The 24,659-nt window shown below is 53.6% G+C and carries 23 protein-coding genes; 3 read left to right on the forward strand and 20 right to left on the reverse strand.

All coding sequences use genetic code 11. The annotated features are described in order from the left end of the window. Positions 1-96: 96 nt before the first annotated feature. From H6853_04895 to H6853_04905, 3 genes are all read right to left on the reverse strand, one after another. Positions 97-1,050, reverse strand: coding sequence for a hypothetical protein (locus H6853_04895; GenBank protein USO02890.1), 954 nt, complete (start codon positions 1,048-1,050; stop codon positions 97-99). A 41-nt stretch (positions 1,051-1,091) separates the two neighbouring features. Beyond that, positions 1,092-1,700, reverse strand: a complete 609-nt coding sequence (locus tag H6853_04900) for a hypothetical protein (GenBank protein USO02891.1) — start codon at positions 1,698-1,700, stop codon at positions 1,092-1,094. Positions 1,701-1,815: 115 nt separating this feature from the next. After that, positions 1,816-2,541 carry an SIMPL domain-containing protein gene (locus H6853_04905; GenBank protein USO02892.1) on the reverse strand — a complete coding sequence of 242 codons (726 nt, stop codon included), beginning with the start codon at positions 2,539-2,541 and terminating at the stop codon, positions 1,816-1,818. A 118-nt stretch (positions 2,542-2,659) separates the two neighbouring features. Between H6853_04905 and H6853_04910 the strand changes: the two genes are divergently transcribed. Next, on the forward strand, positions 2,660-2,959 hold the full coding sequence (locus H6853_04910; protein ID USO02893.1) for a hypothetical protein: 300 nt from the start codon (positions 2,660-2,662) through the stop codon (positions 2,957-2,959). On the opposite strand, the gene H6853_04915 is transcribed toward H6853_04910, so the two are convergent. The 15 genes from H6853_04915 to H6853_04985 all read right to left on the reverse strand — a co-directional run bounded on the left by H6853_04915 (position 2,956) and on the right by H6853_04985 (position 19,725). Further along, positions 2,956-3,141, reverse strand: a complete 186-nt coding sequence (locus H6853_04915) for a hypothetical protein (GenBank protein ID USO02894.1) — start codon at positions 3,139-3,141, stop codon at positions 2,956-2,958. The two genes, H6853_04910 and H6853_04915, sit on opposite strands and share 4 nt — an antisense overlap. Before the next feature lie 466 nt (positions 3,142-3,607). After that, positions 3,608-5,428, reverse strand: coding sequence for an elongation factor 4 (gene lepA / locus H6853_04920; protein ID USO02895.1), 1,821 nt, complete (start codon positions 5,426-5,428; stop codon positions 3,608-3,610). Between the two features lie 111 nt (positions 5,429-5,539). Next, positions 5,540-6,508: a hypothetical protein gene (locus H6853_04925; protein ID USO02896.1), complete on the reverse strand. Its 969-nt coding sequence runs from the start codon at positions 6,506-6,508 to the stop codon at positions 5,540-5,542. Between the two features lie 292 nt (positions 6,509-6,800). Then, positions 6,801-8,048 carry a hypothetical protein gene (locus H6853_04930; GenBank protein USO02897.1) on the reverse strand — a complete coding sequence of 416 codons (1,248 nt, stop codon included), beginning with the start codon at positions 8,046-8,048 and terminating at the stop codon, positions 6,801-6,803. Positions 8,049-8,185: 137 nt separating this feature from the next. Further along, entirely contained in the window at positions 8,186-8,356 is a 171-nt protein-coding gene (locus H6853_04935; protein USO02898.1) for a hypothetical protein, read from the reverse strand. 227 nt (positions 8,357-8,583) lie between these two features. Then, positions 8,584-10,221, reverse strand: a complete 1,638-nt coding sequence (purH, locus tag H6853_04940; protein ID USO02899.1) for a bifunctional phosphoribosylaminoimidazolecarboxamide formyltransferase/IMP cyclohydrolase — start codon at positions 10,219-10,221, stop codon at positions 8,584-8,586. Positions 10,222-10,246: 25 nt separating this feature from the next. After that, entirely contained in the window at positions 10,247-11,095 is an 849-nt protein-coding gene (locus H6853_04945) for a protein-glutamate O-methyltransferase CheR (protein USO02900.1), read from the reverse strand. Positions 11,096-11,214: 119 nt separating this feature from the next. After that, complete coding sequence (locus H6853_04950; GenBank protein USO04606.1) at positions 11,215-12,297, reverse strand: chemotaxis response regulator protein-glutamate methylesterase; 1,083 nt, start codon at positions 12,295-12,297, stop codon at positions 11,215-11,217. Between the two features lie 55 nt (positions 12,298-12,352). Further along, on the reverse strand, positions 12,353-12,730 hold the full coding sequence (locus H6853_04955; GenBank protein ID USO02901.1) for a response regulator: 378 nt from the start codon (positions 12,728-12,730) through the stop codon (positions 12,353-12,355). Positions 12,731-12,749: 19 nt separating this feature from the next. Then, a complete protein-coding gene (locus H6853_04960) occupies positions 12,750-13,229 on the reverse strand; it encodes a chemotaxis protein CheW (protein ID USO02902.1) in 480 nt (159 codons plus the stop codon). Further along, positions 13,226-15,982 carry a hybrid sensor histidine kinase/response regulator gene (locus H6853_04965; protein ID USO02903.1) on the reverse strand — a complete coding sequence of 919 codons (2,757 nt, stop codon included), beginning with the start codon at positions 15,980-15,982 and terminating at the stop codon, positions 13,226-13,228. The genes H6853_04960 and H6853_04965 overlap by 4 nt, the downstream gene beginning before the upstream one ends. A 224-nt stretch (positions 15,983-16,206) precedes the next feature. Further along, complete coding sequence (locus H6853_04970) at positions 16,207-16,854, reverse strand: hypothetical protein (GenBank protein USO02904.1); 648 nt, start codon at positions 16,852-16,854, stop codon at positions 16,207-16,209. 27 nt (positions 16,855-16,881) lie between these two features. Further along, entirely contained in the window at positions 16,882-18,315 is a 1,434-nt protein-coding gene (locus H6853_04975) for a phosphomannomutase/phosphoglucomutase (protein USO02905.1), read from the reverse strand. Then, the gene (gene galU / locus H6853_04980) at positions 18,290-19,216 is read right to left on the reverse strand and encodes a UTP--glucose-1-phosphate uridylyltransferase GalU (protein ID USO02906.1); all 927 of its coding nucleotides are present in this window, start codon (positions 19,214-19,216) and stop codon (positions 18,290-18,292) included. Before galU ends, H6853_04975 begins: the two co-directional genes overlap by 26 nt. A gap of 47 nt (positions 19,217-19,263) precedes the next feature. After that, positions 19,264-19,725, reverse strand: coding sequence for a DnaJ domain-containing protein (locus H6853_04985; protein USO02907.1), 462 nt, complete (start codon positions 19,723-19,725; stop codon positions 19,264-19,266). Between the two features lie 96 nt (positions 19,726-19,821). Here H6853_04985 and H6853_04990 point away from each other — a divergent pair, with 96 nt between their 5' ends. Beyond that, a complete protein-coding gene (locus H6853_04990) occupies positions 19,822-21,615 on the forward strand; it encodes an aminopeptidase P family protein (protein USO02908.1) in 1,794 nt (597 codons plus the stop codon). A gap of 76 nt (positions 21,616-21,691) precedes the next feature. Here H6853_04990 and H6853_04995 read toward each other — a convergent pair whose 3' ends face one another. Next, entirely contained in the window at positions 21,692-21,892 is a 201-nt protein-coding gene (locus tag H6853_04995; GenBank protein USO02909.1) for a 30S ribosomal protein S21, read from the reverse strand. A 109-nt stretch (positions 21,893-22,001) separates the two neighbouring features. Between H6853_04995 and ggt the strand changes: the two genes are divergently transcribed. Then, positions 22,002-23,786 carry a gamma-glutamyltransferase gene (ggt, locus tag H6853_05000; protein ID USO02910.1) on the forward strand — a complete coding sequence of 595 codons (1,785 nt, stop codon included), beginning with the start codon at positions 22,002-22,004 and terminating at the stop codon, positions 23,784-23,786. A gap of 141 nt (positions 23,787-23,927) precedes the next feature. Here the strand turns inward: ggt and H6853_05005 are convergent, their stop codons facing one another. Further along, on the reverse strand, positions 23,928-24,536 hold the full coding sequence (locus tag H6853_05005; protein USO02911.1) for a hypothetical protein: 609 nt from the start codon (positions 24,534-24,536) through the stop codon (positions 23,928-23,930). Positions 24,537-24,659 lie beyond the last annotated feature (123 nt).

Here is a 24,659-nt window from a genome sequence, read left to right on the forward strand (position 1 = left end):
CCGAGCGCAGCGAAAAATCTCCGGAAAACGCTGAGATCCTTCGTCTTCGGCTCAGGATGACAAACCGGGTTGTGCTCGACCCGGTTGCATAATGCTCTAAATCACCCAGTCGTCTTCGTCTATCTCTCCGGAGGCTATCCTTTTTTCGATCTGGGGTTTTAGAATTTTCATTGCGAAAATTTCCGCGTCCTTTTTCATCTCCGAAAAGTCCGGGCGTTCGGGCCGGTAAGACACATGATATTTTTGTTCAAACTGGCTGATCGCCGTGTTCAGGTTCATAAGCCGCTGCGTCGATTTCTCCCCTTTCCGGTCTTCGTCCGAATATTTTTCGATGAGTTTGGCCGCGCGTTTTTTGTTAATAAATCCAACGGAAAAAGCCAGCTGGACTCCCTCCAGAAAAGCCGCGGAAACACTCAGGAGCGTTGGAATTTTGATGGGATCTTTTTTGGGGGCCACGGTGTAATTAAAGGTGGTTGTTTTGTCTGCGCCGCGCAGGATAACGCCGCATTTTGCTTCGTCTTCTTCCTCGGCGCCGATCTTTATAATCAGGGCGATATTGGCGTCATGCTCGATCCGTATGTTTTTTCCGGCCTGTTTAAAGGCTTCTTCCGCGAAAACGATGGAAGATTCGTATTCCCCTTTGTTTTTGGCATCGCATTGTTCGATGATATCCAGAAACTGGTGATGCTCTCCTGCCTTAAAGAGAATCTTTCCGTTGTAGTAAACGCATCCCCATATGTCGGGATTCCATTCTTTTTCATATCCTTTTACGACCTCCAGCCAGAGCTTTTCCCAGCGGAACGGCTCTATGCGTGGCGTAATGGGACCGCGGTCAAAAAATTCTTTGGCGATCGCGCCGGCCAGGCGCACGCAGCTATGCATATTCTGGGCGCGGACGACAAATGTTTCGTGTTCCTGAAAAGTGTCATTGGCCAAAGGCACAACCATCCGGTTGCTCAGGGCAATAAAAGGCGGTTCGCCGCTTAACCCTTCCAAAGGGTCATGTAGGGTAAATTTTTCGCGCAAAAGGGATGTGTTGAATTTGCTCATTCTCAGGGGAGTCTAGCACAGAATTTCAAACCCTTGAACCATTAGAACATGGTATCAATGTCGCCCTGAGAGGAGCGCGCAGTGCCCTGGGCTTTTTTGGCGATGTCTTCTTCGCTGGGAGCAACGTCGATCCCGAGCTTTTTCAGCGTCCCGCTCAGGCGGGTTTCGATCAATTGCAAATTATCCAGCGTGTTCCGGATACGCTGCCCGGCAAGGTCCTGAAAGGTGCAGGCCATCAGGATATCCTGCACATCCTGTTTTATTTTTTCCTTTGCGATTTCCTGTGTGTCGGGATTGTTCCACTCTTCATCGTGCTCGATGCGTTCGACGATGCGGTCGGCGGCATCCAGAATGGTGTTGGCGGCCTTTTCCGTATCTTCAATAACGGCTTCAAGCTCGACGCCCGTATTGGCGGGCGTAAGGCCCTGTCCGTTGTAGGAAATGGCGCCCAAAATCTCCAGAATCTCCGAAAAGCGCTTTCCCAGACCTTCTTCCGTCATATCAATCTGTTGTGATGTGGCGTTTATTTCCATAGACAGCTCATCAAAGCGGCGGGACATGAATTGCTGTATGAGGTCAAGCTGGCTATGCACATTCAGGACGCTGCCTTCCAGATCGCCCAGGACGTTTTTTGATGGATCGCTGTTCACCTTTTTTATCTCCGTTTTGACTTCATCTGCCGTTCAATAATACGCGGGTTAGTCTGGCAGGCAAACAGTTAAAAATGTCTTTTTTCTGCGCACAATCGTATGAGTCCGGCTTTTTTTAAGGCTTTAAAATCGCCCGGGCGGACACTGTCAGGGTAATGGTGGTTTCCCCGGCTGAGGCCACAGGCGTGGCCATTGCCATATCAGATTCCGCCATGGCCATGCCGCGCGCATATTGCGGTTGCGGATAGGGCATGCCGCCGCTTTGCACATTGATATCCCGCAGTTCCGCAGCGCTTTTCCCCATCGCTTTGGCGGCGCGGTTCGCGCGGTCCTGAAGCTGTTTCAGTGCTGCTTCCATCAGGTTGTCCTGGATTTTCACCGCTGTTTCAGGGGCGAGCATATAAGACAGGCCGTTCATCGTCAGTCTCATATCCTGCAGTTTTCCGGTTAATTCCAGCAGGTCCTCTGCCTTTTTTGATTTCAGGGTCAGGGACTGGCTGCCGCGCCATTTCTTTTCCTTGGTGCGCGGGTCGTGCTGTTCGTAGACCTGGTACGCGCCGGTGTTGACCTTGATGCTTTCCACCTTTTTGGCGGCCTTAAGCGCAGCGGCCATCACGGTGTTAATCTCGTTTTGAAGGGTGCGCGGATCGCGGTCAAGCACGACGTAAGACAGGGTTGCCACAAGCAGATCCTGCTCGATTTCCATGCGCTCTGTCGCGGAGATATTGAGAATGGCCTGTCCGTCGGGCAAGGTGAGGATCGGGTCCTGCATTTGCGCCCGGGCGGGGGAAAGCGCAAAAAGAAAAAACGTAGCTGTCAGAAAAACAAAAAAGCGGGTCATATCAGCCTCCATTTGAAATGTGGGTCCACATTAAGCGGACCAACTCTTTTCGTAAAGGATTGATTTTTTTCACTTAAAAGTGGACTAAGTCGACTCCGGGATTTAAAATTCCCCAAAAATGACAGATCAACCCCAAATAGAAATCGACGACGAACCGATCAGCAAAAAGGATTTGCTCGGCATTACGGGGCTGCTTTCCATGGTCTGGTTTTTTGGCGCGCTGCTTATGGTGATGGCCTACTTCGCGCTCACCACCGGGCGGATCCAGATCAAATATGACGCCTATACCTATTACGCGGACTCGCCGATGTCGTTTATGATTCAGGTCGGCCTGATGTTCGCGCTGGGCCTGCCGGCACTGGGGATTTCCATCTACGGGATGGCGCGCGCCCTCCGGCAATACGCAAAGCAGCGCTAATCCCGCTTTGGCATCGGAAAAAGAATGCCCACGGGCTTGTGATAGCGTTTGAGCACAATGCCGTCCGCCCGGCCGGCCTCCAGCGCGCGCATATAAGCGGCAATGTGGGTTTTAAATTCATGCATCGTGGCATGCAGGTAGCGTTTTCCGCCCTCCACGGACGGGGGATGCGTTTTAGACATTTGAGTTCCTTTGTTTTCTTTCGTCATTGCGAGGAAGCGAAGCTGACGAAGCAATCCAGAAAGCCTCCCTTTTTGTCATCCTGAGCGAAGCGGCGTCAGGCGCGCAGTCGAAGGATCTTTGACGGTGGATATATACAAGATCCCTCGACCTTGCTCGGGATGACATGAAACGGGATTGCCGCGTCGCCCGCCTTCGCTAAAAGCTACGGCGCGGCTCCTCGCAATGACGCGGGTGAATAGGCATAAAAAAACGCCCGACATTCAGGCGCACGGGTGGTGTTGATAGGGAGCAGTATAGCAGGTTTTTAGCGCTGTGTCATCCCGATGGAGGGCGGACTCTGTTATTTCAAACTCTCCGTGTCTCCGTGGTTGGATTTTCTGGATCCCCGCTTTCGCGGGGATGACGTAGGGGAAAGTGGGGATGACGGTTTGGCTAAGTGTGGCGGAGCCACACTTAGCCAAACCGTCACTTGTCATCCCCCATCTTCAAGGCATTGATGAAGGCGCTTTGGGGGATTTCGACATTGCCGTACTGGCGCATCTTTTTCTTCCCTTTCTTTTGCTTGTCCAGCAATTTGCGTTTTCGCGTTATATCGCCGCCGTAACATTTGGCGGTCACGTCCTTGCGCAGCGCACTTAAATGTTCGGCGGCGATAATCTTCCCGCCCAGCGCGGCCTGAATGGCGATTTTGAACATCTGCCGGGGGATGAGTTCTTTCAGCCGTTCGCACAGCCGCCGTCCGCGGCTCTCGGCGGCGTCCTTATGCACGATCATGGCGAGCGCGTCCACGGGCTCGTTGTTGACGCGGATTTCCAGCTTCACCAGGTCATTCGCCGCGTACCCGTCCAGATGGTAATCGAACGACGCATAGCCGCGGGAGATGGATTTCAGCCGGTCGTAAAAATCGAACACCACTTCGTTGAGCGGCAGGCGGTAAACCAGCATCGCGCGCGAACCCGCATAGGTCAGTTCCAGTTGCACGCCGCGCCGCTCCTCGCAAAGTTTCAGCAGGCCGCCGAGATATTCGTCCGGCACGAGGATGGTTGCCTTGATCCACGGCTCTTCAATGGATTTGATCTTCACCACGTCGGGCATGTCGACGGGGTTGTAAAGCTCCATCTTCTCCCCGTTGGTGAGGTTGATTTTGTACACCACGCTCGGCGCGGTGGGGATGAGGTCGAGGTCGAATTCACGGCTTAGGCGCTCCTGAATGATCTCCATATGGAGCAGCCCCAAAAAGCCGCAGCGGAAACCCAGCCCCAAGGCCTGCGAGCTTTCGGCTTCGTAATGCAGGGAGGAGTCGTTGAGCGCAAGGCGCCCCAGACTGTCGCGCAGCTTTTCAAAGTCCCCCGCATCCACCGGGAACAGGGAACAAAACACCATCGGAATGGACGGTTTGAAACCGGCCAGCGCCTTCGCGCACGGTTTTTTTTCATCCGTGATGGTGTCGCCGACCTTGGTTTCGGTGATGTCCTTGATGGCGGCGGTGATAAAGCCCATCTCGCCGGGGCCGAGCGCATCCAGCATCACATGTTTGGGGGTAAAAATGCCCACACGGTCGATTTCCCGTGCGGCGCCCGTGGACATGAATTTGATTTTCTGGCCCTTGCGGAGATATCCGTCAATCACGCGCACCAGAATCACCACGCCCAGATAAATGTCATACCAGCTATCCACCAGCAGGGCCTTGGCGGGCGCGTCCGCATCGCCTTCATGCGGCGGCGGCAGGCGGGTGACGATCGCTTCCAGCAGCCCTTCGATATTTTCTCCCGTTTTGCCGGAAACGGGCACGGCGTCGGAGGCGTCCAGCCCGATCACCTCTTCGATCTGCTCCTTGGCTTTTTCGATGTCGGCGGCGGGCAGGTCGATCTTGTTAATGACAGGCACGATTTCATGGTTGTTTTCGATGGCCTGATAGACGTTCGCCAGCGTCTGCGCCTCCACCCCTTGCGTGGAATCCACGACCAGAAGGGAGCCTTCACAGGAGGCAAGCGAACGCGAGACTTCGTAGGAAAAATCCACATGGCCGGGCGTGTCCATCAGGTTCAGCTGGTACGCGATTCCGTCTTTGGCCGTATAGGACAGGCGGACCGTCTGGGCCTTGATGGTGATTCCGCGCTCGCGCTCGATCTCCATGCTGTCCAGCACCTGTTCTTTCATGTCGCGTTCTTCCAGTCCGCCGCAGGTCTGGATTAACCGGTCGGCCAGAGTCGATTTCCCATGGTCGATATGGGCGATAATCGCGAAGTTCCGGATACGGGCGAGGGGTGTTGTCTTGTCACTCATAGCGCCTGAAGATACGGTTCCCACGCCAAAAGGCAATAGATAATAAAACCGCCAGAGGGATTTATGAAAGACACGAAAGACGGCCGGCCTGAAGCCTGAAGGCCGGAGCGTTTAAGAGAAGGCGGGCCCTGCAGGGACATTGGTTCTTGCGGCCAGCTCTTTTTCAAACGTTTCCCTGTTTTCGGCCGTAATATCCATGTCTTTGTTCCAGTCGCGCGTGGCGCTTTCCACCGCTGTTGTCTTATGGCCGCTCACCTTCGCCGGCGCGGTAGCCACGCCGCTCAGCCTGTCAATGTCGTCGGACACGGTCTGGACGTCTTCCTTCACGGTTCCGAGGGCCCTTGAAATGGTCGGGCCGTGGACATCGTAAAACTCCTTGAAGTCTCCGCCGAAGGCCTGCATGAAATTGGATGCGAAATTCGCGTATTTTTCGAGCGCGGCGAGGGCTTCCGGGCTCATTCCCATGTTTTTCAGTTCCGCCATCAGGCCGTTGACGGCGCCTTGCGGGTCCGTCAGGGAGTCCGCAAGGAACGTGATAAAGATCTGAGGATCGATAAGGTCCGCGTTCGAAATGCCGCCTTCCTTCATTACTTTCTGCATGGCCTGCAGCTTTTCCGGATTGCCGGGGTCTCTGGCAAGATCGACGCCCGCCTTCATAAAGCGGGCGGCGTAATCCATATTCTGCTTGTCCGTTGCGACAACCTTCAGCATGGCCAGCAGGGCCTTGCGCTGCGTTTTGTCGTTCAGAACATTGTTCAACTCGTCGGCGGTAATGCTGCCGTTCCCGGTCATCATTTTTTGCAGCCCGAGAAGGCCGTTCTGCCCTTCGTTCTGCAGCACTTTGTGGAATGCGTCTTTAACCTCTTTGTCGCCGCGGATGGCGTCGATCATCCGGTCGACCTCGTCCGATCCGCCGGCCTTGAGGGCGTCGAGCGTGGCGTCCGCATCCGCTTTGACGAAGGTGGCTTTCCAGTCGACTCCCGCGCCCGCCATTCCGAAGGCGCTCCCAAGTTTTCCAAACCAGCCGGTAACACCCGTTTCTTCAACAAGCAAACCCTTTTGCTCAAGGTCGCTAACCATGGCGGCCCTGTTAAAGGACGCGGTGGTTTGAACGGTCGGTGCTGGTGCGGCTACGGTCATCTTTTTCTTCCAAATTCTTTCCTGTGTCTAACTCTGTATAAATTATACAAAACAGAGGTTAAGAAATGCAAATTTGGCAGGGGTTTTGGGGTAAAAACTTTTGTTTAAAATCAACGGGTTGTAAAATAATTTAATAAAAAACCCGTCATTTTTTTGCCCTTGCGGGAGGAAGGGGGCTTTCATAAAAAAGACCGCTTTGAGGCGGTCTTTTTGGAAAATATTGCGGCCCTTTTTATGCCGGTACGTAGGATTGTTCCAGTTTGCGAACCGGCGCCCTGTTTTGCGCCACTTCCGGGGCGGGGTCCGCCGCATCGGAGAATATATTGGCGATGAAAGAGCCGCCCTGAACAACGTAGGAGTGCCCGATATCGTTTTCCTCTCCAAACAGGGCTTTTCCACCCGCATTCACGGCTTCCCTCCAGGCTGTGCCGAGTGTTCCATAGGTCAGCACACCGCCAACGCCCGCTACTGTTTCACCGGCACCGGCGACAAGCCGCAAGCCAGCCTTTGTGAAGTCGCCATGTAAAGCGTATTTTGCCGTATCGTAAAGTGCATCTCCGGCTGCTATGACAGCCCCCAATCCGGGTACACCCTTTAATCCGAACATTGCGGCTGCAGGGGAGGCTGCGGAAACGGCTGTCGTCGTCCCAAGAATGGAGACACCTGCCGCGCCGACTTCGGTTGCGATTTCACTACTCGTGATTTCATTGCCCAGTTCGGTCGATACAGGGTCCGTTACAATGGAACCTGCCTCGCTTGCCTCGGCCGAGGAGGGCCAGAGAGAGTAAGCACCTGCGGCAACACCACTGAGAATCGCGAGTTTTTTTCCAATTCCCGGTATGGCGCTCAGCTTGTTTCCAACAGTGGCAACAGCGTTGCGAAGAAAACCCGTTCCGGCGGGGTTGGTTGCGTATTTCAACAGGGCCGTTTTTCCCACGCCATAGCCTGCGGCAATACCGGCGGCACCAATGCCATATCCCAGAGCATTGTCTGAAAGGTCATGCCCAACATGTGAGAGATCATCCGAGAAAGTATCTTTGAAATTCTCAAACTTGCTATCCTTTTTGGCATGGGTTGCGATTTTATCATTGAGCCATTTTGATTCAATACCAAAAAGACCAAGGAGTTCCTGAAGGTTTTTGAAGAAAGAGTGCCAAGCTCCCGCAGTGTTTTGCTCAGCTTCCGCCAATCCTAACCAAGTGTATACTTCGTTTAAAGCGCCACCCACATAACTTTTGAGTCCGCCATTTAAGAGGACTTCGGCAGCCGCGCCCAGACCAGTAACTTTTAGCGCTTTACCTAAAAAACTACTCTTCCCAAGGCCGCCCATCGCTGATGCGGCTGTTGCAGCATCAACCCCTTTTTTCAAAATGCCCGCCTGAAGAGCTTTTTGAGCGGCCTCTGCGGCCGTCTTGTCAGCGGCTCCAAGAAAGCCACCAAAAAGCTTCTGCCCTAGTCCCAAAGCCCATCTTTTTAACATTTCTCTTACTCTCTTTCCTTAACCTAAAACCACTTTTTCAGTGATTATTAAAAATACTCTTCCGAAGTTAATAAAAGGTTACCAAAACGGCAATAGCAAATGCAAATGAGACTGAAAAACTATTTATTTTCAGTGCGTTAGAGCGTTTCAACACTGTTTTCCGAAAGCCCGTTTTTCCCGTCATTGCGGGCGACTGAAGGGAGCGCGGCAAAGCCGCGCACTTCTTCTGGATCCCCGCCGTTTGAGCGATGCTGCGCATCGCCGCGGGGATGACGGGCGGGGGCGTGTTTTTGTCGCGCTTCGTGCATGCTTCGTGTCCTTTGTGTCCTTTGTGTTAAAAATCCGTCATTGCGGGCCGCTGGATTGCTTCGCTGCGCTCGCAATGACGAAGGGGGCCTTTAGAGCGTTCATCGTTTAGATTGAGTCACGACCCGTTTTGTCATCCTGAGCCGAAGGCGAAGGATCTCAATGTTTTCCGGAGATTCTTCGCTACGCTCAGAATGACAGAATGGAACCAACCTAAACCCACAATGCTCTAATGCCTGAAGTGTCTCATATTCGTGAACGCCATCGCAAGTCCGCGGTCGTCGGCGGCTTTGATGACTTCCTCGTCGCGGATCGAGCCGCCGGGCTGAATCACGGCGGTGACCCCGGCTTCCGCGGCGGCGATCAGGCCGTCGGCAAAGGGGAAGAACGCATCCGAGGCCACGACGGAGCCTTTGGTCTTCGGAGTGTCCCATCCGGCTTTTTCGGCGGCGTCCTGCGCTTTCCTTGCGGCGATGCGCGAGGAATCAAGGCGGCTCATCTGGCCGGCGCCGATCCCGACGGTGCTTTCGTCTTTGGCATAGACAATCGCGTTGGATTTCACGTGCTTGGCCACTTTAAAGGCGAAAAGCATGTCGCGGACCTCTTCTTCCGTGGGTTCGCGTTCCGATACGATTTTAAGGTCTTCGGGCGTTATCACGCCATTGTCGCAGTCCTGCACCAGAAGCCCGCCCGCCACGCAGGTCACCAGACGGCGGCTTTCACGGATATCGGGCATTGCGCCCGTGGTGAGCACGCGCAAATTCTTTTTCTCTTTCAGGATGTCCAGCGCGCCGGCCTCCACATCCGGGGCGATAATCACCTCGCTGAAAACCTGAATGATTTTTTTGGCCGTCGCGGCGTCCAGGGTCCGGTTGATCGCGATAATCCCGCCAAAGGCGGACGTCTGGTCGCACAGCAAAGCCTTTTCATAGGCGTCCGATATGGTGTCGGCCGTTGCCACGCCGCAGGGGTTTGCGTGTTTGATAATCGCGACGGAAGGGCCGTCAAATTCGGCGACAAGCTCAAAAGCGGCGTTTGTGTCGTTGATATTGTTATAGGACAGTTCCTTGCCCTGCAGGATATTGGCCGTTGCCGCGCCGGGACGGGCCAGGCCGTCCACCATATAAAGCGCCGCTTTCTGGTGCGGGTTTTCGCCATAGCGCAAGGGCTGTTTCAACGTGCCGGAGACGCTGATCCGGCGGGGAAAACCTTCCGCATCGGTCTGTTTTGAAAACCAGCTCGCGATGTTCGAATCATAAGTGGCCGTGAGCGCGTAGGCATTCGCCGCGAGCCTTTTACGCAGCGCGTAGGTTGTTCCCCCGTCATGTTCTTCCATCTCGTGCAGGACGTCTTCATAGTCCTGCGGGTCGGTGACAACGGTCACAAATTCATGGTTTTTCGCGGCGGCGCGAATCAAGGACGGCCCGCCGATGTCGATATTTTCGATGCAGGTATCGAAGTCCGCCTCCGCAGAAACGGTCTGTGCAAAAGGATAGAGATTGACCACGACGAGATCGATATCGCTGATGCCGTTGTCTTTTTGCGCCTGAACGTGATTTTCATCGCTGCGGCGGGAGAGAATGCCGCCGTGAATTTTCGGGTGAAGCGTTTTCACCCGCCCGTTCATGATTTCCGGAAAACCGGTATGGTCGGACACATCGCGCACGGCAATCCCGGCGTCTTTCAAGGCTTTGGAGGTTCCGCCGGTCGAGAGGATTTCCACGCCAAAAGCGGCGAGTTTTGCGGCAAAATCGCTTAAACCTTCTTTATCCGAAACGGAGATAAGGGCGCGCTTGATTTTTACCTGCCGTGGATCGCGAATGGTTGCGGGGCCTGAAGATTTTGACGCTGTGCTGGATGTGTTCATACACAGGGGTTATAAAGCAAAAAAACTACGTGGCAAGCGCTTTTCCGACGCGCGCAGGGGCCGTTTCGTTCTTGCTGTAGATTCCGCGCAAATCGGGTGCCAGCGTGTAGGACTCCGTAATGCCCAAAACCGTTTCCGACCCGCCCAGAAAGAGGAATCCGTCCGGCGGAAGCAGGTCGTACATTTTTTCCAGAACGGCTTTCTTGGTGGGTTTGTCGAAATAGATCAAAACATTCCGGCAAAAGATAATGTCGAATTTCCCCAGCGGCGTGAGCGGATCCAGCAGGTTAAAATAACGGTATTTGACCATATTTTTAATTTCCGGTTTGAGCGCCCATTTTTCGTTTTTTTGTTCAAAATACTTCACAAGCATCTGGATGGGCAGCCCGCGCTGAACCTCAAACTGCGTATATTCGGCCTTTTGGGCTTTTTCTATGACCTCCGTCGAAATGTCCGTGCCGATGATTTCAAAATGCCAGCCCGCAAGTTTCGCATCCTGTTCTTTGATAAGCATCGCCAGAGAATACGGCTCCTGGCCCGTTGAACTGGCGGCGCACCAGATTCGGATTCTTTTCTGGATCGCTCTTTTTTCCAGAAGAGCCGGAAGCACATGGTCCCGGAAGGCGTCGAAGGGGCGCGTATCCCGGAAAAAGGACGTCTCGTTCGTGGTCATGGACTCGATCACGTCCTTTACGAGGTTCGGATCGGGAACGCCCTGCAGGGCCATTGTCATAGCGTCCAGAGAGGGGAATCCCCATTTTTTGGAAACGGGCGTGAGGCGGGAATCAAGCAGGTAGGATTTATCCTGCGTCAGGCTGAGGCCGGATTTTTCCATCAGTAAATTCTGATATATGTCGAAATCGTTGATTCTCATTATCTTTAATCTAGCGTTTTCTGCAGTCCATTTCGATCGTCTTAAACTTTACTCTTACCTGTGAGTTATACGCTTCTCCTCATTGATCCTGCCACACATGAATGCGGCTTTCCCCCTTTTTATAGCATCATCCTTTGTTTGACCCACGGTCCGATTTCATCAAGGGGCAGGACGGCGCTGCATAAACTGTCTTCCGCTACGGCGCCGGGCATTCCCCAGACAACGCTCGTTTTTTCGTCCTGCGCAATAACCCTTCCGCCGGCTTTCACCAGATCCCTGAAAGAGGGGAGGCCGTCGGCGCCCATTCCCGTCAGCATCACGCCCAGCACTTTGTTACCGTATATTCCTATGGCGCTTCGGAGCATCGGGTCAACGGAAGGCTTTACGAAATTTTCCTGCGGCCCGTCGCCCAATGTGATAACGGTGTCCGTTCCCTGTTTTTTCAGGAGCATGTGAAAACCGCCCGGCGCAACATAAACTTTTCCTTTTTCAAGGACCATGCCTTCCGCCCCTTCGAAAGCCTCTATGCCCGCTTTTTTAGAAATATGCTGCGCGAGGATAGCCGTGAATGTCGCCGGCATATGCTGTGTCACAATGACAGGCACGTCGAACCCCCTGAAGTGGGACAGCACGTTGAAAAGGGCCTGCGGTCCGCCGGTCGAGCTTCCGATTGCGATTAAAGCCGGTTTGCCTTTGTACGCGCCCGGGTTCGTATTCAGGGACCATGATTTTTTTTGCAGCGGCTTTTGTTCGGAAGACCGGGCGGCGGCCGCCTGTTGCGAAAGAGAGGCGCCTTTGTTGTTTTCTTTTTGTGCAATCCGCCCCAAAGACCTGACCAGCCGGACGATCTGCTCTTCAAAATTTTCGCCGTGCAGAAGCTCGTTTGCACTGGTGGGTTTGGCAATGGTTTCCGTTGCCCCGAGCTCCAGCGCTTTCATCGCGATCTGGCCATTGCGCTCGGTTAACGTTGAACACATGATGATTTTTGTGTGCGGCGAGGCTTTAAGAAGTTGGGGAAGGGCCGTGATACCGTCCATCACCGGCATTTCGACATCCAGCGTCATAACGTCAGGCGCGTATCTTTCAATGCCCGCAATGGCCTGTGCGCCGTTGGAAACGGAAGCGACAATTTCTATGTTCTCTTCCCGGCTCAAAATACGGGAAATGACTCCCCGAACAACGGCAGAGTCGTCAACAAGCATTACGCGAATAGGGAGGGTCATTTAAAAAAGTCTTTCTTTCATGCCTCCGTGGCTTTTAAGCCTCCGTGGATAAAATACCGATCTGTGAAAACTTGGACTGGATAATTTCGCTGTCAAAAGGCTTCATAATATATTCATCGGCGCCTTTTTCTATGGCCTGCTGGATGTGAGCCATATCATTCTCGGTTGTGCAAAAAACGACTTTCGGATGATTTCCTCCACTCATTTGCCGCAGTTTTTCCAGAAACTCGATACCGTTCATAACAGGCATATTCCAGTCAAGCAAAACGGCGTCCGGCATGTTCTGTTCGCAAGATTCGTAAGCTTTCTGACCGTCCTCCGCTTCTTCACAGGAAAAGCCGAGATCCTCGACGATCCGCCGTGCCACTTTCCGAACGACGCGGCTGTCATCTACAACGAGACATGATTTCATCTTATTTCCTTCATTTTTTTTAGGAATGAACGCTATCCAGAAGTCCGGGGACATCCAGAATCACAAGAATTCTACCCTCTAATTTGTATATTCCTAATGAAATATTCTTCCAGACGGGATCAAGCGTTGCCGGCGCGCTTTCAAAGTCCTTGTTTTTAAGGCTCATGACATCCCCAACCTCATCGATAATCAGGCTGTAAAGTTCCGTTTCATGTTCTACGACGACGCTCATTTCCTTGTGCCGTTCTTCCTGCGGGGGCAATCCCAGACAGTTACGGACGTTGATGGCCGTCACGACACGCCCGCGAAGATTAAGCGAACCCAAAACCGCCGGCGGCGCCAGAGGAACTTTCGTCACTTCCTGTTCCCCCAGAACATCCTGAACCTGTAAAATAGGAATGCCGAAAAGCTGCCCGGCAATCAGGATTGTTAAAAATTCTTTTGAAGACTGGAGATGGGTTTGTTTTTCCGTTTCTACGGAAGCGGTTGCTTGGGTCATGCGGCATCTCCACTGTTTTCGTTCAATGTCTGGGACAGGGTATCCAGCAGGGTTTCCCTGTCAAACTTGGCGACATATTTGCTAAAGCCGACTTCGCGTCCCCGATCCATATCCTGAGGGGTGGCATGGGATGTGAGCGCAACCATCGGTGTGGACTTCCAGTTGCTTTTATCGGCGCGGACTCTTTTTGCAAACTCAAAACCGTTCATTTCCGGCATTTCGATATCCGATACAATCACATCAAATTTTTCTCCTGCCTCGCAGAGCTGGAGCGCTTTGACAGGACTGTCTTTCGTTGTGACCTCGTAGCCGGACATTGTGAGGAGGGGAGACAGCATGTTCCTGAAAAAAGGACTGTCATCAACAAGTAAAAGTTTTTGCGTGCCGGAACTTTTTTCGCCGAAGGGTTTATCGCTGTGCCGTTTAAACCAGTTCTTGTTCGATTTTTGAAGAAAATGCCCGACATTTACAATATCCGTCGCCCGGTCTTCAATAATCGCGCTGCCGAATATTTTATCTTCACCACCGGAAACCTGGATATCTATATGCGTTTCCACGATATCTACGATTTCATCGACAACCAGCCCTAACGTGCTTGTTTCATCTGCGAAGACGATGGTCGGTTTATGCCCTTCCCCTGAAAGCAGTGTTTCGGGATCAATGGTCATAAGGGGCATGAGTTTTTCGCGGTACTGGATCATTTTTTGTCCGCCGGATGTTTCTATTTTAGACAGGTCTATCTCTTCCAGTCGTGAAATGAGGGAAAGGGGAATAGCCTTCGGGGAACCGGTGCCTGCACGGAACAGAAGCAGGGATGTTTTCTCGCCTTTGTAGGTCGAAGCGTCCGGTTCTTCCACGGCGGCATCTGTGGTATTGGCATCTCCTGTCGCTCTTGCAATGCCTGCGGGATCAATAATCATAATGACGCTTCCATCGCCAAGGATCGTGTTTCCAGAGAAAACGTCGATATTTTTGATGATTTTCGCGACCGGCTTGACGACAATTTCCTCCGTATCGAAAACCTTATCGACAACGATTCCGAAAGAATAGCCGCCGATCTGGGTGACAACAATATAATCCCTGTTTCCTTTCGTCTTTTCCTGTTTCTCTACACTCTCTTCTTCCAATTCGCTTTTTTCGGGATTTTTTGTTTCCAGTTTCAACAGCTCTTTAAGGGAAACAAGCGGCAACAGCTGTTCCCTGAGGCGGAAAAAGGGCGTGCCTTTAATGGTTTCAATCTGGATTTCCGATTTGTCGCTGATCATCACCAGTTCGCGCACCGAAATTTGTGGAATGGCAAAACGTTCCTTTCCCGATTCAACAATCAGGGCCGAAACAATCGCCAGCGTAAGGGGGATTTTTATCGAGAATGTCGAGCCTTCGCCTTCCGTAGATCTGAGTTCAACGGAGCCCCCTATTTTTTCAATGTTCGTGCGCACAACGTCCATGCCGACCCCGCGTCCGGAGACGGACGTGACCTTCTCTGCCGTTGAAAGCCCGGCATGGAAGATAAATTGCTGAATCTGCTGCGTGGACATGGCCGCAAGCTCTTCTTCCGTCGCGAGGCCGTTGGCCAGAACTTTTTCCTTGATTTTGCCCATCGGAAGACCTTTACCGTCATCCTTGATCTCGATGATGATGTGCCCGCCTTCGTGGAAGGCGCTCAGGGTGATTTTCCCCGTTTCCGGTTTGCCGGCCGCAGTACGGTCTTTCGGCATTTCAACGCCGTGATCGGCGGAGTTTCGCACCATATGGGTCAGGGGATCTTTAATCATCTCCAGAACCTGACGGTCCAGCTCCGTTTCCTGCCCGATCATTTCCAGGTCAATCTTTTTCCCCATCTCCATGCTGAGATCGCGGACAATCCGGGGCAGCTTGGACCACGCATTGCCGATGGGCTGCATGCGGGTTTTCATGACTCCTTCCTGCAGGTCGGAGACGACGTGATTCAGGCGCTGCAACGGCGCGGAAAATTCGCTTTCTTTCTGGTTCCTTAAAATCTGCAGGAGCTGGTTGCGCGTTAAAACCATCTCGCTGACCATGGTCATGAGGTTTTCGAGAACATCGACGCTTACGCGCAGTGTCTGATTGACGACGGGCGCGGCGCCCGTCTGCTGTTTGGCGGCGGCTGCCGCAGAGGGCGGCGCGGGCTTTTTCTCTTTTTCTGTTTCCACCGCCGCTGCTTCTGCTTTTTCTCTTTCTGCCCTTTCTTTTGCTTCTATCTCCGCTTTGTTTTCAAAGAGGGCATCAAGCTCGGCTTCTGTTTTTTCTTCGAAAATTTCGGCAGGCTCGGGGGCTTTTTCTTCCTCTGCTTTCGCTTCTTCCGGTGCGGCTTCCGGCTCCGGTTCCGGCGCGGCACCCGCCTGTGCTGCCTCGCGGCCTTCATAAACGGCGTCAAGCCTTTCAATAAGGTCGGTATCGGTTCCTTCCGGTTCCGCGCCCGTCTCGCCAATCCCGCCGACAATAAACTTGATCTGGTCGATCGATTCAAAAATAAGGGTTACATATTCCGGTATGACATCCAGATCCCCGTCACGGAAACGCCCCAGAACGTTTTCGGCATGGTGCGCGACCTTTTCAAGACGGGGAAGCCCCAAAAATCCGCAGGTTCCCTTGATGGTATGCATCAGGCGAAAAATGTTGCCCAAAAGATCCTTGTCATTCGGGTTTTGTTCAAGATTAAGGAGGTCCTGATCCAGCGCTTCAAGGCTTTCATTGGTTTCAACGAGAAAGTCTGCAATCAGATCGTCCATTATTTCTCTCCGTGTCTAAAATAGATGACAGTGTCACAGTAATGTTAACGACATTTTACCCGGCGAAATTACATAAAGCACACAGAGGCAGGCGATACACGGAAGGAAGGATAACAGAAAACGCAGCATGTGAATATTCTACATACAAAATATTTCCGAAAATATCATATCTCCCCTGTGCAGGAAGTCTGCATTTTTTCGGTCAGATAAAACGCAAAAGCCCATCAGTCATCAGGACATTGAAGCGTGAAGACGACTCTTTCGTCCGTTTTTTCCGAAATTTTGAGTGTATATCCGTAATGTTTTGCCAGGATGCTCACGGCGTAAGGATGCACAAGGCGCGGGTCGAGACTGCTCGGCGAGAGGGAGGCGGCCAGCGCCTCTTCGACGGATTCGCGTACACCGACACCCGGGCCTTCAGCCGTAATAAGGGTCTGGTTGCCCTCGCCGGCTTTTACAAAAACGGTTCCGCCTTTGGGAAGACATTCCATCGCCAGCATCATTGCGCACATGAGCATTTTGCAATAGGCCTTCGGCAGCGGGCTTGGGCCAAGCGGGCCGTAAGGGTCCCAGCTCTGCGACACCTTTCCTTCCGCCGAAACAAGGGCGGAGAAGGCTTTTTGCACGTCTTCGGGTTTAATGTTCGGGTCCCGTCCGCCCGCCCCGTAGGCCAGACGAAACGCCATGAGTTTGGCGCTGGCCTGTTCGGCGCTGTAGGAGATCAGGCCCAGCGCTTCTTCTGCGGAGTCCGGTCCCATGTCCTGCATAAATTCAACGCCGTTATTGATCGCGCCGACCGGACTGATGATATCGTGGCAGATGCGGGAGGCCAGAAGCTCGATAACTTCGGCCGTTTCGTCGTTCTTTGTCATTTGTCTCTTACCCCGTAGATTTTAAAGTCATGCAACTTTAAGGGCGTAGCCAAGTTTCGCAACCTCTTTTTGCACCATATCCAGCAAGTTATCCATGGCTTCACGCGAATTTGCCTCGACACGGCTGACCAGAACGTCCTGCGTGTTGGACGGGCGCACAAGCCACCAGCCCTCGGGGGTTGTCACCCGCACGCCGTCAATTTCATTGATCCGGATATTTCCGTTTTCCCGGCCTTTCAGGTTTTCAATAATCCGGGGGACGAGATCGAATTTTTCCCTCTCGTCAACTTCAATGCGGATTTCGGGGGTGCTGAACAGTTTTGGCAGGTGCGCCGTCAGGGACGAAAAAGGCGCCTGCGTCCGCGCCACCGCGTTGATGAGCCGGATGGCGCAGTATTGCGCATCGTCAAAGCCGTAATATTTGTCGGCAAAGAAAATATGCCCGCTGAGTTCGCCCGCCAGCGGCGCGTTTTCTTCCGCCATTTTGGCTTTGACGAGGGAATGTCCCGTTTTCCACATAATCGGCCTGCCGCCAAGCTTTTCGATTTCATCAAACATCATCTGGGAACATTTCACATCCCCGATGATCGCCGTGCCGGGGTGTGTTTTCAAGACGTCGGCGGCGTAAATGGTCATAAGGGCGTCGCAGCGCAGAATATTTCCCTTTTCATCAACGGCGCCGATCCGGTCGCCATCGCCATCGAAGGCGATGCCGAGATCGCAGCCGTTTTCAAGGACCGCCTTGCGAAGGTCTTCAAGGTTTTTATCGACGGTGGGGTCGGGGTGGTGGTTTGGAAACGCGCCGTCGATGCTTTCATACAGCAGGATATGCTCTCCGGGGAGTTTGTCCGTAAGCGCCTTGAGTATATCGCCCGAAGCCCCGTTTCCCGCATCCCATGCGATTTTAAGCTCTCTCCCTGTTTCGAGGTCTTTCAGCAACCGATCGACGTAATTCTGGCGGATATCAATGTGCTGCGTGCGGCCAGAGCCCGTTTCAAAATCGGCGTTTGCGGCAAGGGTTCCCAAAGCCTGAATGGCCTCTCCAAAGACGGAGCCGGTCTGAAGCATCATTTTAAAGCCGTTATAATCCGGCGGGTTATGCGACCCGGTCACCATAATGCCGGCATCGGCGCCATGATCTTTTACGGCAAAATACAGCATGGGTGTGGGGCCGAGGCCGATATTTTTCACGTCAATTCCGCTTTCGTTCAGGCCCCGGATCAGCGCGCCGGAAAGGGCCGGGGAGGTGGTGCGCCCGTCATAGCCAACGCAAATTTTAGTCGCTTCCTTGCGTTCCTGACGGCGGACATAGGTGCCGAACGCGCGGCCCAAAGCATAGGCGTCCTGTTCACCCAGATTTATGCCGACCTGCCCGCGAATGTCATATTCACGCAGGATTGTCGGGTCAAAGGAGTAGGGGCCCGTGGCTGGCGTTTTAGCCTGCGGCTGCGGCTGGTTCATTCGAAAACTCTTTTTGCTGTGTAAATTTTTCAAGGATAGAGCGGACATTATCGCCGATTTCGGGGTCGGAAAGCGCAAAGGCAATATTTGCCTCGATGAATCCGATCCGGCTGCCGCAGTCATAATGGTCCCCTTCAAAGCGCAGGCCGTGGAAGGGCTGCCGTCCGATGAGGGTCGCCAGCGCGTCCGTAAGCTGGATTTCGCCGCCCGCCCCGGTTTCAAAACCGTCCAGGTGCTCAAACACTTCCGGCTGCAGGATGTAGCGCCCGATGACGGACAGGGTGGACGGGGCCTTGTCCGGCGCCGGTTTTTCCACCAGCCCTTTGACGCTTACGTCGCGTCCGTTGTCGGTTCCAGTTTCGACAATGCCGTAGTTTTTCGTCTCGGCGCGCGGGACTTCCTTCACGGCAATGACGTTCCCGCCTTTTTCCGCATATGTTTCCATCATCTGCTTCAGGCAGCCGTCGGGGTGTTTGATAATGTCATCGGGCAATAAAACCGCGAACGGCTCGTCGGCCACGAGTTTTTTGGCGCACCAGACGGCATGCCCCAGCCCCAGCGGACGCGGCTGCCGCGTTAAAAAGAGCTTCCCGGCGGGCATTTCACAGCTTTTGATTTGTTCAAGCATGTCTTCCTTGCCGCGCGATTCCAGTGTTTCCATCAATTCGGGCTGATAATCGAAATGTTCTTCGAGCATTCTTTTGTGGCGCCCGGTGACAAAAATAAATTCTTCAATACCGGCGTGCCTGGCTTCTTCCAGAACGTGCTGGATAAGGGGCCGGTCGTTGATGGGCAGCATCTCTTTCGGCATCGCCTTGGTCGCAGGAAGGAAACGCGTTCCGAGTCCGGCGACCGGAAAAACGGCCTTCCGGACGGGCTTATAATCTTTTTGATCTGTCATAACGCCTTGTTTTGCACAAAACCGGCGGTTGATGCAAGCTTGTTGGCTTAATCCTCAGCGTTTTTTAAGAGAAGCTCCCTGGCGGCATTGAGCTTTTTGGCAATCCATTCCGAGCCGTGCTGGTCCGGGTGGTGATCTTTCATCAGGCTTTTATAGGCTTTTTCGATTTCTTCAACGCTCGCGCCCTCTTCCAGGCCGAGAATGTCGAGAGCCTCCGATATTTTTGCGCGCCCGCTGGCTGAGGTAAGGTGATCGTAGATTTTTTCCTCTGTCTTCACCTGCTGGTGTGTTTTCCAGATCGAATAAAGAAGTGGCCACAAAGCGGCGAGTCCGCCAACAGCCGCAGGCAGGCGCCCCGAAATGGACAGCAGAAAGACAGCCGCGCTCACGACAAGCGTTCCTACAATAACGATCAGCGTGCCGATTTGCTGCGGCGAGGCTTTCCGTACAAAGTGGAAGAGCGCAAATCCGCCAACGATCAGTCCGATACCAAGAAGTACGTAAGACATAGATATATTCTCTCTTTTACGGCAATTCTACTCTCTTGGGTGCCTCTGCCGCAAGTGCCTTGCGCGTTTTTATAATCCGATTTAGGGTCGGTTCCCATGGACACATGTTATTCAAAGCGCCTCGAAGCCCTTCGCCAAATTTTAAAACAGGAAGGTCTGGAGGGTTATTTCCAGCCTTACGGGGATGCCTATCAAAACCATTTCCTGCCGCCTTCGGAGGAACGTCTGGCATGGCTCAGCGGGTTTACCGGTTCGGCGGGGTTTGCCGTTGTCCTGATGGAAAGCGCCGTAGTGATGTCCGACGGGCGTTACCGCGTCCAGCTTAAGAAGCAAATCGATTCGGCCCTATATGAAACGGGTGATTTTACAAAAGTGAGTGCAGGGAAGTGGCTGGCGGAGCGTGCAAAATCCGGTGCAAAAATAGGGTACGATCCCGATCTTCTGACGATTGCGCAGATCGAAAAGATAGAGGCCGCTCTCGAAGGATGCTCTATTTCCCTGCAGCCGATGGAGAAGAATCCTGTCGATCTCCTGTGGGGGGCGGACAGGCCGGAAAGACAAACGGCGCCTGTCCGGATTTTTCCCGAAAAAATAGCAGGACTGGATATAAGTCAAAAAATAAGCAAAGTATCGGAAGTCCTTTTGAAAAAACAAAAAAACGAACCTTTGGAGGCGTTTATCTTAACGTCTCCGGCTTCTCTTAGCTGGCTGTTGAATGTGCGCAGCAGCGAGGTGAAGTATCTTCCTGTCGTTCTTTCCCGCGCCATTTTATACGCGGATGGAACGCTGGACTGGTTTGTTGAGCCGGCGCGCGTGACGGCGGAAATCAAAGACCATATCGGCCCAGGTGTAAGGGTTTGTGCGCCGGAAGAAATGGAAGCCGTTTTGAAAGCGCAGGCGGGACCTGTCGGGGTAGATTTTGAAAACGCTCCGATACGTTTTAAAAATATCCTGACGGATTCCGGGACAAAAATTCAAAATATCAAGGATCCGTGCGTTTCTTTGAAGGCCTGTAAAACGCCGGCAGAAATAGAAGGAATCAAGGAGGCGCATATCCGTGACGGGGCGGCGTTGGCAACCTTTCTGCACTGGGTGAGCGAACAGGCGGGGTCCGGGATTTGCGAGGGGGACATTGCCGAAAAATCAACGCAGGTCAGGGCGGTTTCCAATTCTTATCAGGGCCCGTCTTTCCCTCCCATCATCGGGTTTGGCGAAAACGGGGCCATTATCCACTATACGCTGGCGGCAGGGGAAAAAGGCGCGCCGGTCAAGCCGCCGGGCCTGCTTCTTATGGACACGGGCGGGCAGTATGTGGACGGGACCACCGATATCACCCGCACCGTTGCAATCGGGGAACCGACCGAAGAGATGCGCCGCCATTTCACGCTCGTTTTAAAAGGCCATATCAATCTGGCGCTGGCGCGGTTTCCCGAAGGCGCCACGGGCGCGCAGCTCGATATTCTGGCGCGCCGCGCCCTGTGGGAGGAAGGGCTGGATTATGCGCACGGCACGGGGCACGGGGTCGGTACCAATCTGGATGTGCATGAGGAGTCCGCCACTATTTCGCCGCGCGGGCAAAGGGCCTTCGAGGCGGGTATGGTGATTACGAACGAGCCGGGCTATTACCGCGAGGGACAATACGGCATTCGCATAGAAAATGTGATGACGGTTGAAGAGGCGGGGCCTTGCAGCGACACGCCGCAAAAAATGATGCGCTTTAAAACGCTGTCCCTGGCCCCCATAGACCGGAACCTGATCGAGAGGGCGCTTCTCACGGAAGAAGAGCTTGAGTGGCTCAACGCCTATCACGCGGAGGTTTACGCAAAAATTTCGCCGCATCTGGAAGAAGGGGTCCGCCGCTGGCTTCGGGCCGCAACGGCCCCTTTGTAGCCGCCTTAAAACAAAACCGCCGAAATCAGCTTCCGGCGGTTTTTTTATTTATCAGGGTTATTTTAAACATGCGACCTTAATAGCGATCGCTGCCTTTGCGGGCCATTTTCCGCGAACGGCGGACGGACTCTGCGTCTCTGCGTTTCTTCTTTTCGGAAGGTTTTTCGTAGTTCCGGCGCAGCTTCATTTCACGGAAGATTCCTTCGCGCTGCATCTTCTTCTTTAAAACGCGAAGAGCCTGCTCGACGTTGTTATCGCGGACGGTTACAGTTACCAATGCTTAATCACCCCTTTTCGGCTTTCTCTTTTGTGCCTGACAAATCGGTCCGGACACGGTAAAAAACATGCACTTCCTAACGAGGGATTCGTACGAATGCAAGGAAAAAATGCTTTATATTGAACCTCATAGTCGGATATTCGGCCGGTTTTGGCAAAGGGCCTTTCTTGCGCTTGCACTGATTTTCTTTTCTTTTCAGGTGGTTGCAGGCGAAAGGGAAGATTTTAGGGCCGCGCCTGAAAGCGCGACGGGATTGCAGCATCCGGCGGTGGCGACCGGCACGGAATTTATGGCGGTTACCTCTCATCTCGAAGCCACAAAAGCCGGCTATGACATTTTGAGCCGGGGCGGCACGGCCGCGGATGCGGCTGTGGCCGTCCAGCTCGTTCTGGGGCTGGTCGAGCCGCAATCTTCCGGTATCGGGGGCGGCGGGTTTGTTCTTTATTACGATGCGCAAAAGCGAACTGTCATGACACTGGACGGACGGGAAACGGCCCCGGCGCTGGCTGGGAAACATCTCTTCCGGGGGGCGGACGGCAAGCCGATGGAATTCTACGATGCGGCCCTCGGGGGGCGCGCCGTCGGGGTGCCGGGAACGTTGCGTCTTTTGGAAAAACTCCACAAAAAACACGGGAAGATGCCGTGGCGGGATTTATTCTCTCCGGCGGTGGCGCTGGCCGAAACGGGGTTCGAAGTTACGCCGCGCCTGTCCAAAATGGTTCATCAGGACTACAGGCGTCTGGGCCGTTTTACCGATACGCGCCTTTATTTTTTCCCCGACGGAGTGACACCCGTCCGGCCCGGATATTTTCTAAGGAACCCGAAATATGCCGCTGTTTTAAGGAAGGTCGCGCTGGAAGGGGCCGACGCTTTTTACAGCGGGGAGATTGCGCAGGACATTGTGAAAGCCGTGCGCGAAGTTCCTGAAAATCCAGGGCTTCTTTCGATGGAGGATCTGGAAAAATACCGCGTTCGAAGCCGCTCTCCCGTGTGCGGCGTTTACCGGGGTTACAAGATATGTTCCGTGGCCGAGCCGTCCTCCGGCGGCCTGACGCTTTTAAGCGCGCTGGGTATGCTGGAGCATTTCAATCTGGGGGAACTCGGACCTGATAACCCGAAAAGCTGGCATTTGATCGCCGAGGCCAGCCGTCTGGCGTTCGCGGACCGGAATTATTACATGGCAGACCCGGATTTTGTCGAAACGCCGGGAAAAGCGCTCTTGGATCCGGATTATCTTGAAAAGCGCGCCCGCATGATTTCGCTGGAAGGGGCGCTTCAAAACGCGCAGCCCGGCACGCCGCCGGGATGGGACGCCGCGCCGCAGCAGCCCGATATGGCCCCTAAGCCGCCGGGTACAACGCATATGTGCCTTATCGACCGGTACGGCAATATCGTTTCCATGACCGGCAGCATTGAAAATGCCTTTGGTTCGCGGGTGATGACGGAGGGGTTTTTGCTGAACAACCAGCTTACCGATTTTTCCTTTGAGCCGGAACGGGACGGGCAGCCCGTTGCCAACAGGGTGGAAGGGGGGAAACGTCCGCGCTCTTCGATGGCGCCCGTGATTATTTTCGACCCTCTGGGGCGGCCTTTTCTGGTGATCGGTTCGGCCGGGGGCAGCGCGATCATCGGCTATGTGCTGGAGCGGATTGTTGCGCTCATTGACTGGGACATGGACGTGCAGGAAGCGCTGGAGGCGCCGAATATCATTCATCTGGGAACGAAAATAGAGATGGAGCCGGCGGCAGAACCTCTTTCTGCCGGGCTGAAGCAAAGGGGCCATCCTGTTGAAATCAAAGAGTTAAACAGCGGGCTGACCGCCATCCATATCAAAAACGGCCTTTATACCGGCGCTGCCGATCCCCGCCGCGAAGGGGGCGGGATGGGGCGTTAGAGTGTTCGTCGTTTTGATTGGTTCCATTCTGTCATTCTGAGCGTAGCGAAGAATCTCCGGAAAACATTGAGATCCTTTGCCTTCGGCTCAGGATGACAAGACGGGCGTACCGGCCTGATCGCAGAATGCTCTAGGTAATGGTCAGGCGATAAGACATCCGTATTTTGGGTTGCAATCGGGGCGTTCTTTCGAAGGCGCCTTGTTTTCTTTGCCGTCTTTTTCGGCCGGTTTTACGGCTTTGAAGCGGGGTTTTTCCGACTCGAGGAGCAGCAGGCGCGTTTCCTCCTGAAGGTAGAGAAGGATTTTTTGCCGGTTTTCTTCGAGGGTTTCCCCGTCCAGAATAATCAGCCTGTTCCCGCGGCCGGGAATTGTAACGGCTTCTTCGCCGGCGTCCGGGCCCTGAAATACGCCTTTGAGAGGCTTGAATTCGATGGTCGGGACCACACCCTGAACCCATTTGTTTCCGTCGGGAAGCGCCTCTTCCATGATGAAGTCAATTGCGGATCCGATGCTTTTTTTGAGCGCCGGGGTGTAGAACACCATTCCTTCTGTATAATTATGGAGTCCTCCGGAGACGGTCACACCGCAGAAGACAAGCAGGTTTGATTCAGCCTTTTGGGATGTTGCCGCCCGGTCTTTTGCCGGCGGCTCAGTCGAACCCATATCGGCGGCAAGAAGGTCGTTTGCCGGGAAGACCAGACTGGCCGCAAGGACAAGGCGTTGCGCGAATCGTGAAGTATTCTTATGCATCTGAGGGCTCCAATTATGTCTCGGTGCGTTGTTTCAGGGCGGTTATTCCACGAAAGTATTGTTATGTCAAGTATATTAAGGAACGTGACCACATCTCTCGCTTTCTGCTTGACAGGAAAGACG

This window comes from Rhodospirillales bacterium, assembly GCA_023898765.1.
GTDB lineage: Bacteria > Pseudomonadota > Alphaproteobacteria > Micavibrionales > Micavibrionaceae.

Excerpts from the sequence above, each read along its gene's own strand:
- H6853_04990 (USO02908.1), top strand. The coding sequence starts at position 19,822 with ATGGACACATGTTATTCAAAGCGCCTCGAAGCCCTTCGCCAAATTTTA.
- H6853_04985 (USO02907.1), bottom strand. The coding sequence starts at position 19,725 with ATGTCTTACGTACTTCTTGGTATCGGACTGATCGTTGGCGGATTTGCG.
- H6853_04935 (USO02898.1), bottom strand. The coding sequence starts at position 8,356 with ATGCACGAAGCGCGACAAAAACACGCCCCCGCCCGTCATCCCCGCGGC.
- lepA (USO02895.1), bottom strand. The coding sequence starts at position 5,428 with ATGAGTGACAAGACAACACCCCTCGCCCGTATCCGGAACTTCGCGATT.
- H6853_04955 (USO02901.1), bottom strand. The coding sequence starts at position 12,730 with ATGAAATCATGTCTCGTTGTAGATGACAGCCGCGTCGTTCGGAAAGTG.
- H6853_05005 (USO02911.1), bottom strand. The coding sequence starts at position 24,536 with ATGCATAAGAATACTTCACGATTCGCGCAACGCCTTGTCCTTGCGGCC.
- H6853_04970 (USO02904.1), bottom strand. The coding sequence starts at position 16,854 with ATGACAAAGAACGACGAAACGGCCGAAGTTATCGAGCTTCTGGCCTCC.
- H6853_04910 (USO02893.1), top strand. The coding sequence starts at position 2,660 with ATGACAGATCAACCCCAAATAGAAATCGACGACGAACCGATCAGCAAA.
- H6853_04915 (USO02894.1), bottom strand. The coding sequence starts at position 3,141 with ATGTCTAAAACGCATCCCCCGTCCGTGGAGGGCGGAAAACGCTACCTG.
- purH (USO02899.1), bottom strand. The coding sequence starts at position 10,221 with ATGAACACATCCAGCACAGCGTCAAAATCTTCAGGCCCCGCAACCATT.
- ggt (USO02910.1), top strand. The coding sequence starts at position 22,002 with ATGCTTTATATTGAACCTCATAGTCGGATATTCGGCCGGTTTTGGCAA.
- H6853_04895 (USO02890.1), bottom strand. The coding sequence starts at position 1,050 with ATGAGCAAATTCAACACATCCCTTTTGCGCGAAAAATTTACCCTACAT.
- H6853_04965 (USO02903.1), bottom strand. The coding sequence starts at position 15,982 with ATGGACGATCTGATTGCAGACTTTCTCGTTGAAACCAATGAAAGCCTT.
- H6853_04930 (USO02897.1), bottom strand. The coding sequence starts at position 8,048 with ATGTTAAAAAGATGGGCTTTGGGACTAGGGCAGAAGCTTTTTGGTGGC.
- H6853_04960 (USO02902.1), bottom strand. The coding sequence starts at position 13,229 with ATGACCCAAGCAACCGCTTCCGTAGAAACGGAAAAACAAACCCATCTC.
- H6853_04975 (USO02905.1), bottom strand. The coding sequence starts at position 18,315 with ATGAACCAGCCGCAGCCGCAGGCTAAAACGCCAGCCACGGGCCCCTAC.
- H6853_04925 (USO02896.1), bottom strand. The coding sequence starts at position 6,508 with ATGGTTAGCGACCTTGAGCAAAAGGGTTTGCTTGTTGAAGAAACGGGT.
- H6853_04950 (USO04606.1), bottom strand. The coding sequence starts at position 12,297 with ATGCTTGTTGACGACTCTGCCGTTGTTCGGGGAGTCATTTCCCGTATT.
- galU (USO02906.1), bottom strand. The coding sequence starts at position 19,216 with ATGACAGATCAAAAAGATTATAAGCCCGTCCGGAAGGCCGTTTTTCCG.
- H6853_04905 (USO02892.1), bottom strand. The coding sequence starts at position 2,541 with ATGACCCGCTTTTTTGTTTTTCTGACAGCTACGTTTTTTCTTTTTGCG.
- H6853_04945 (USO02900.1), bottom strand. The coding sequence starts at position 11,095 with ATGAGAATCAACGATTTCGACATATATCAGAATTTACTGATGGAAAAA.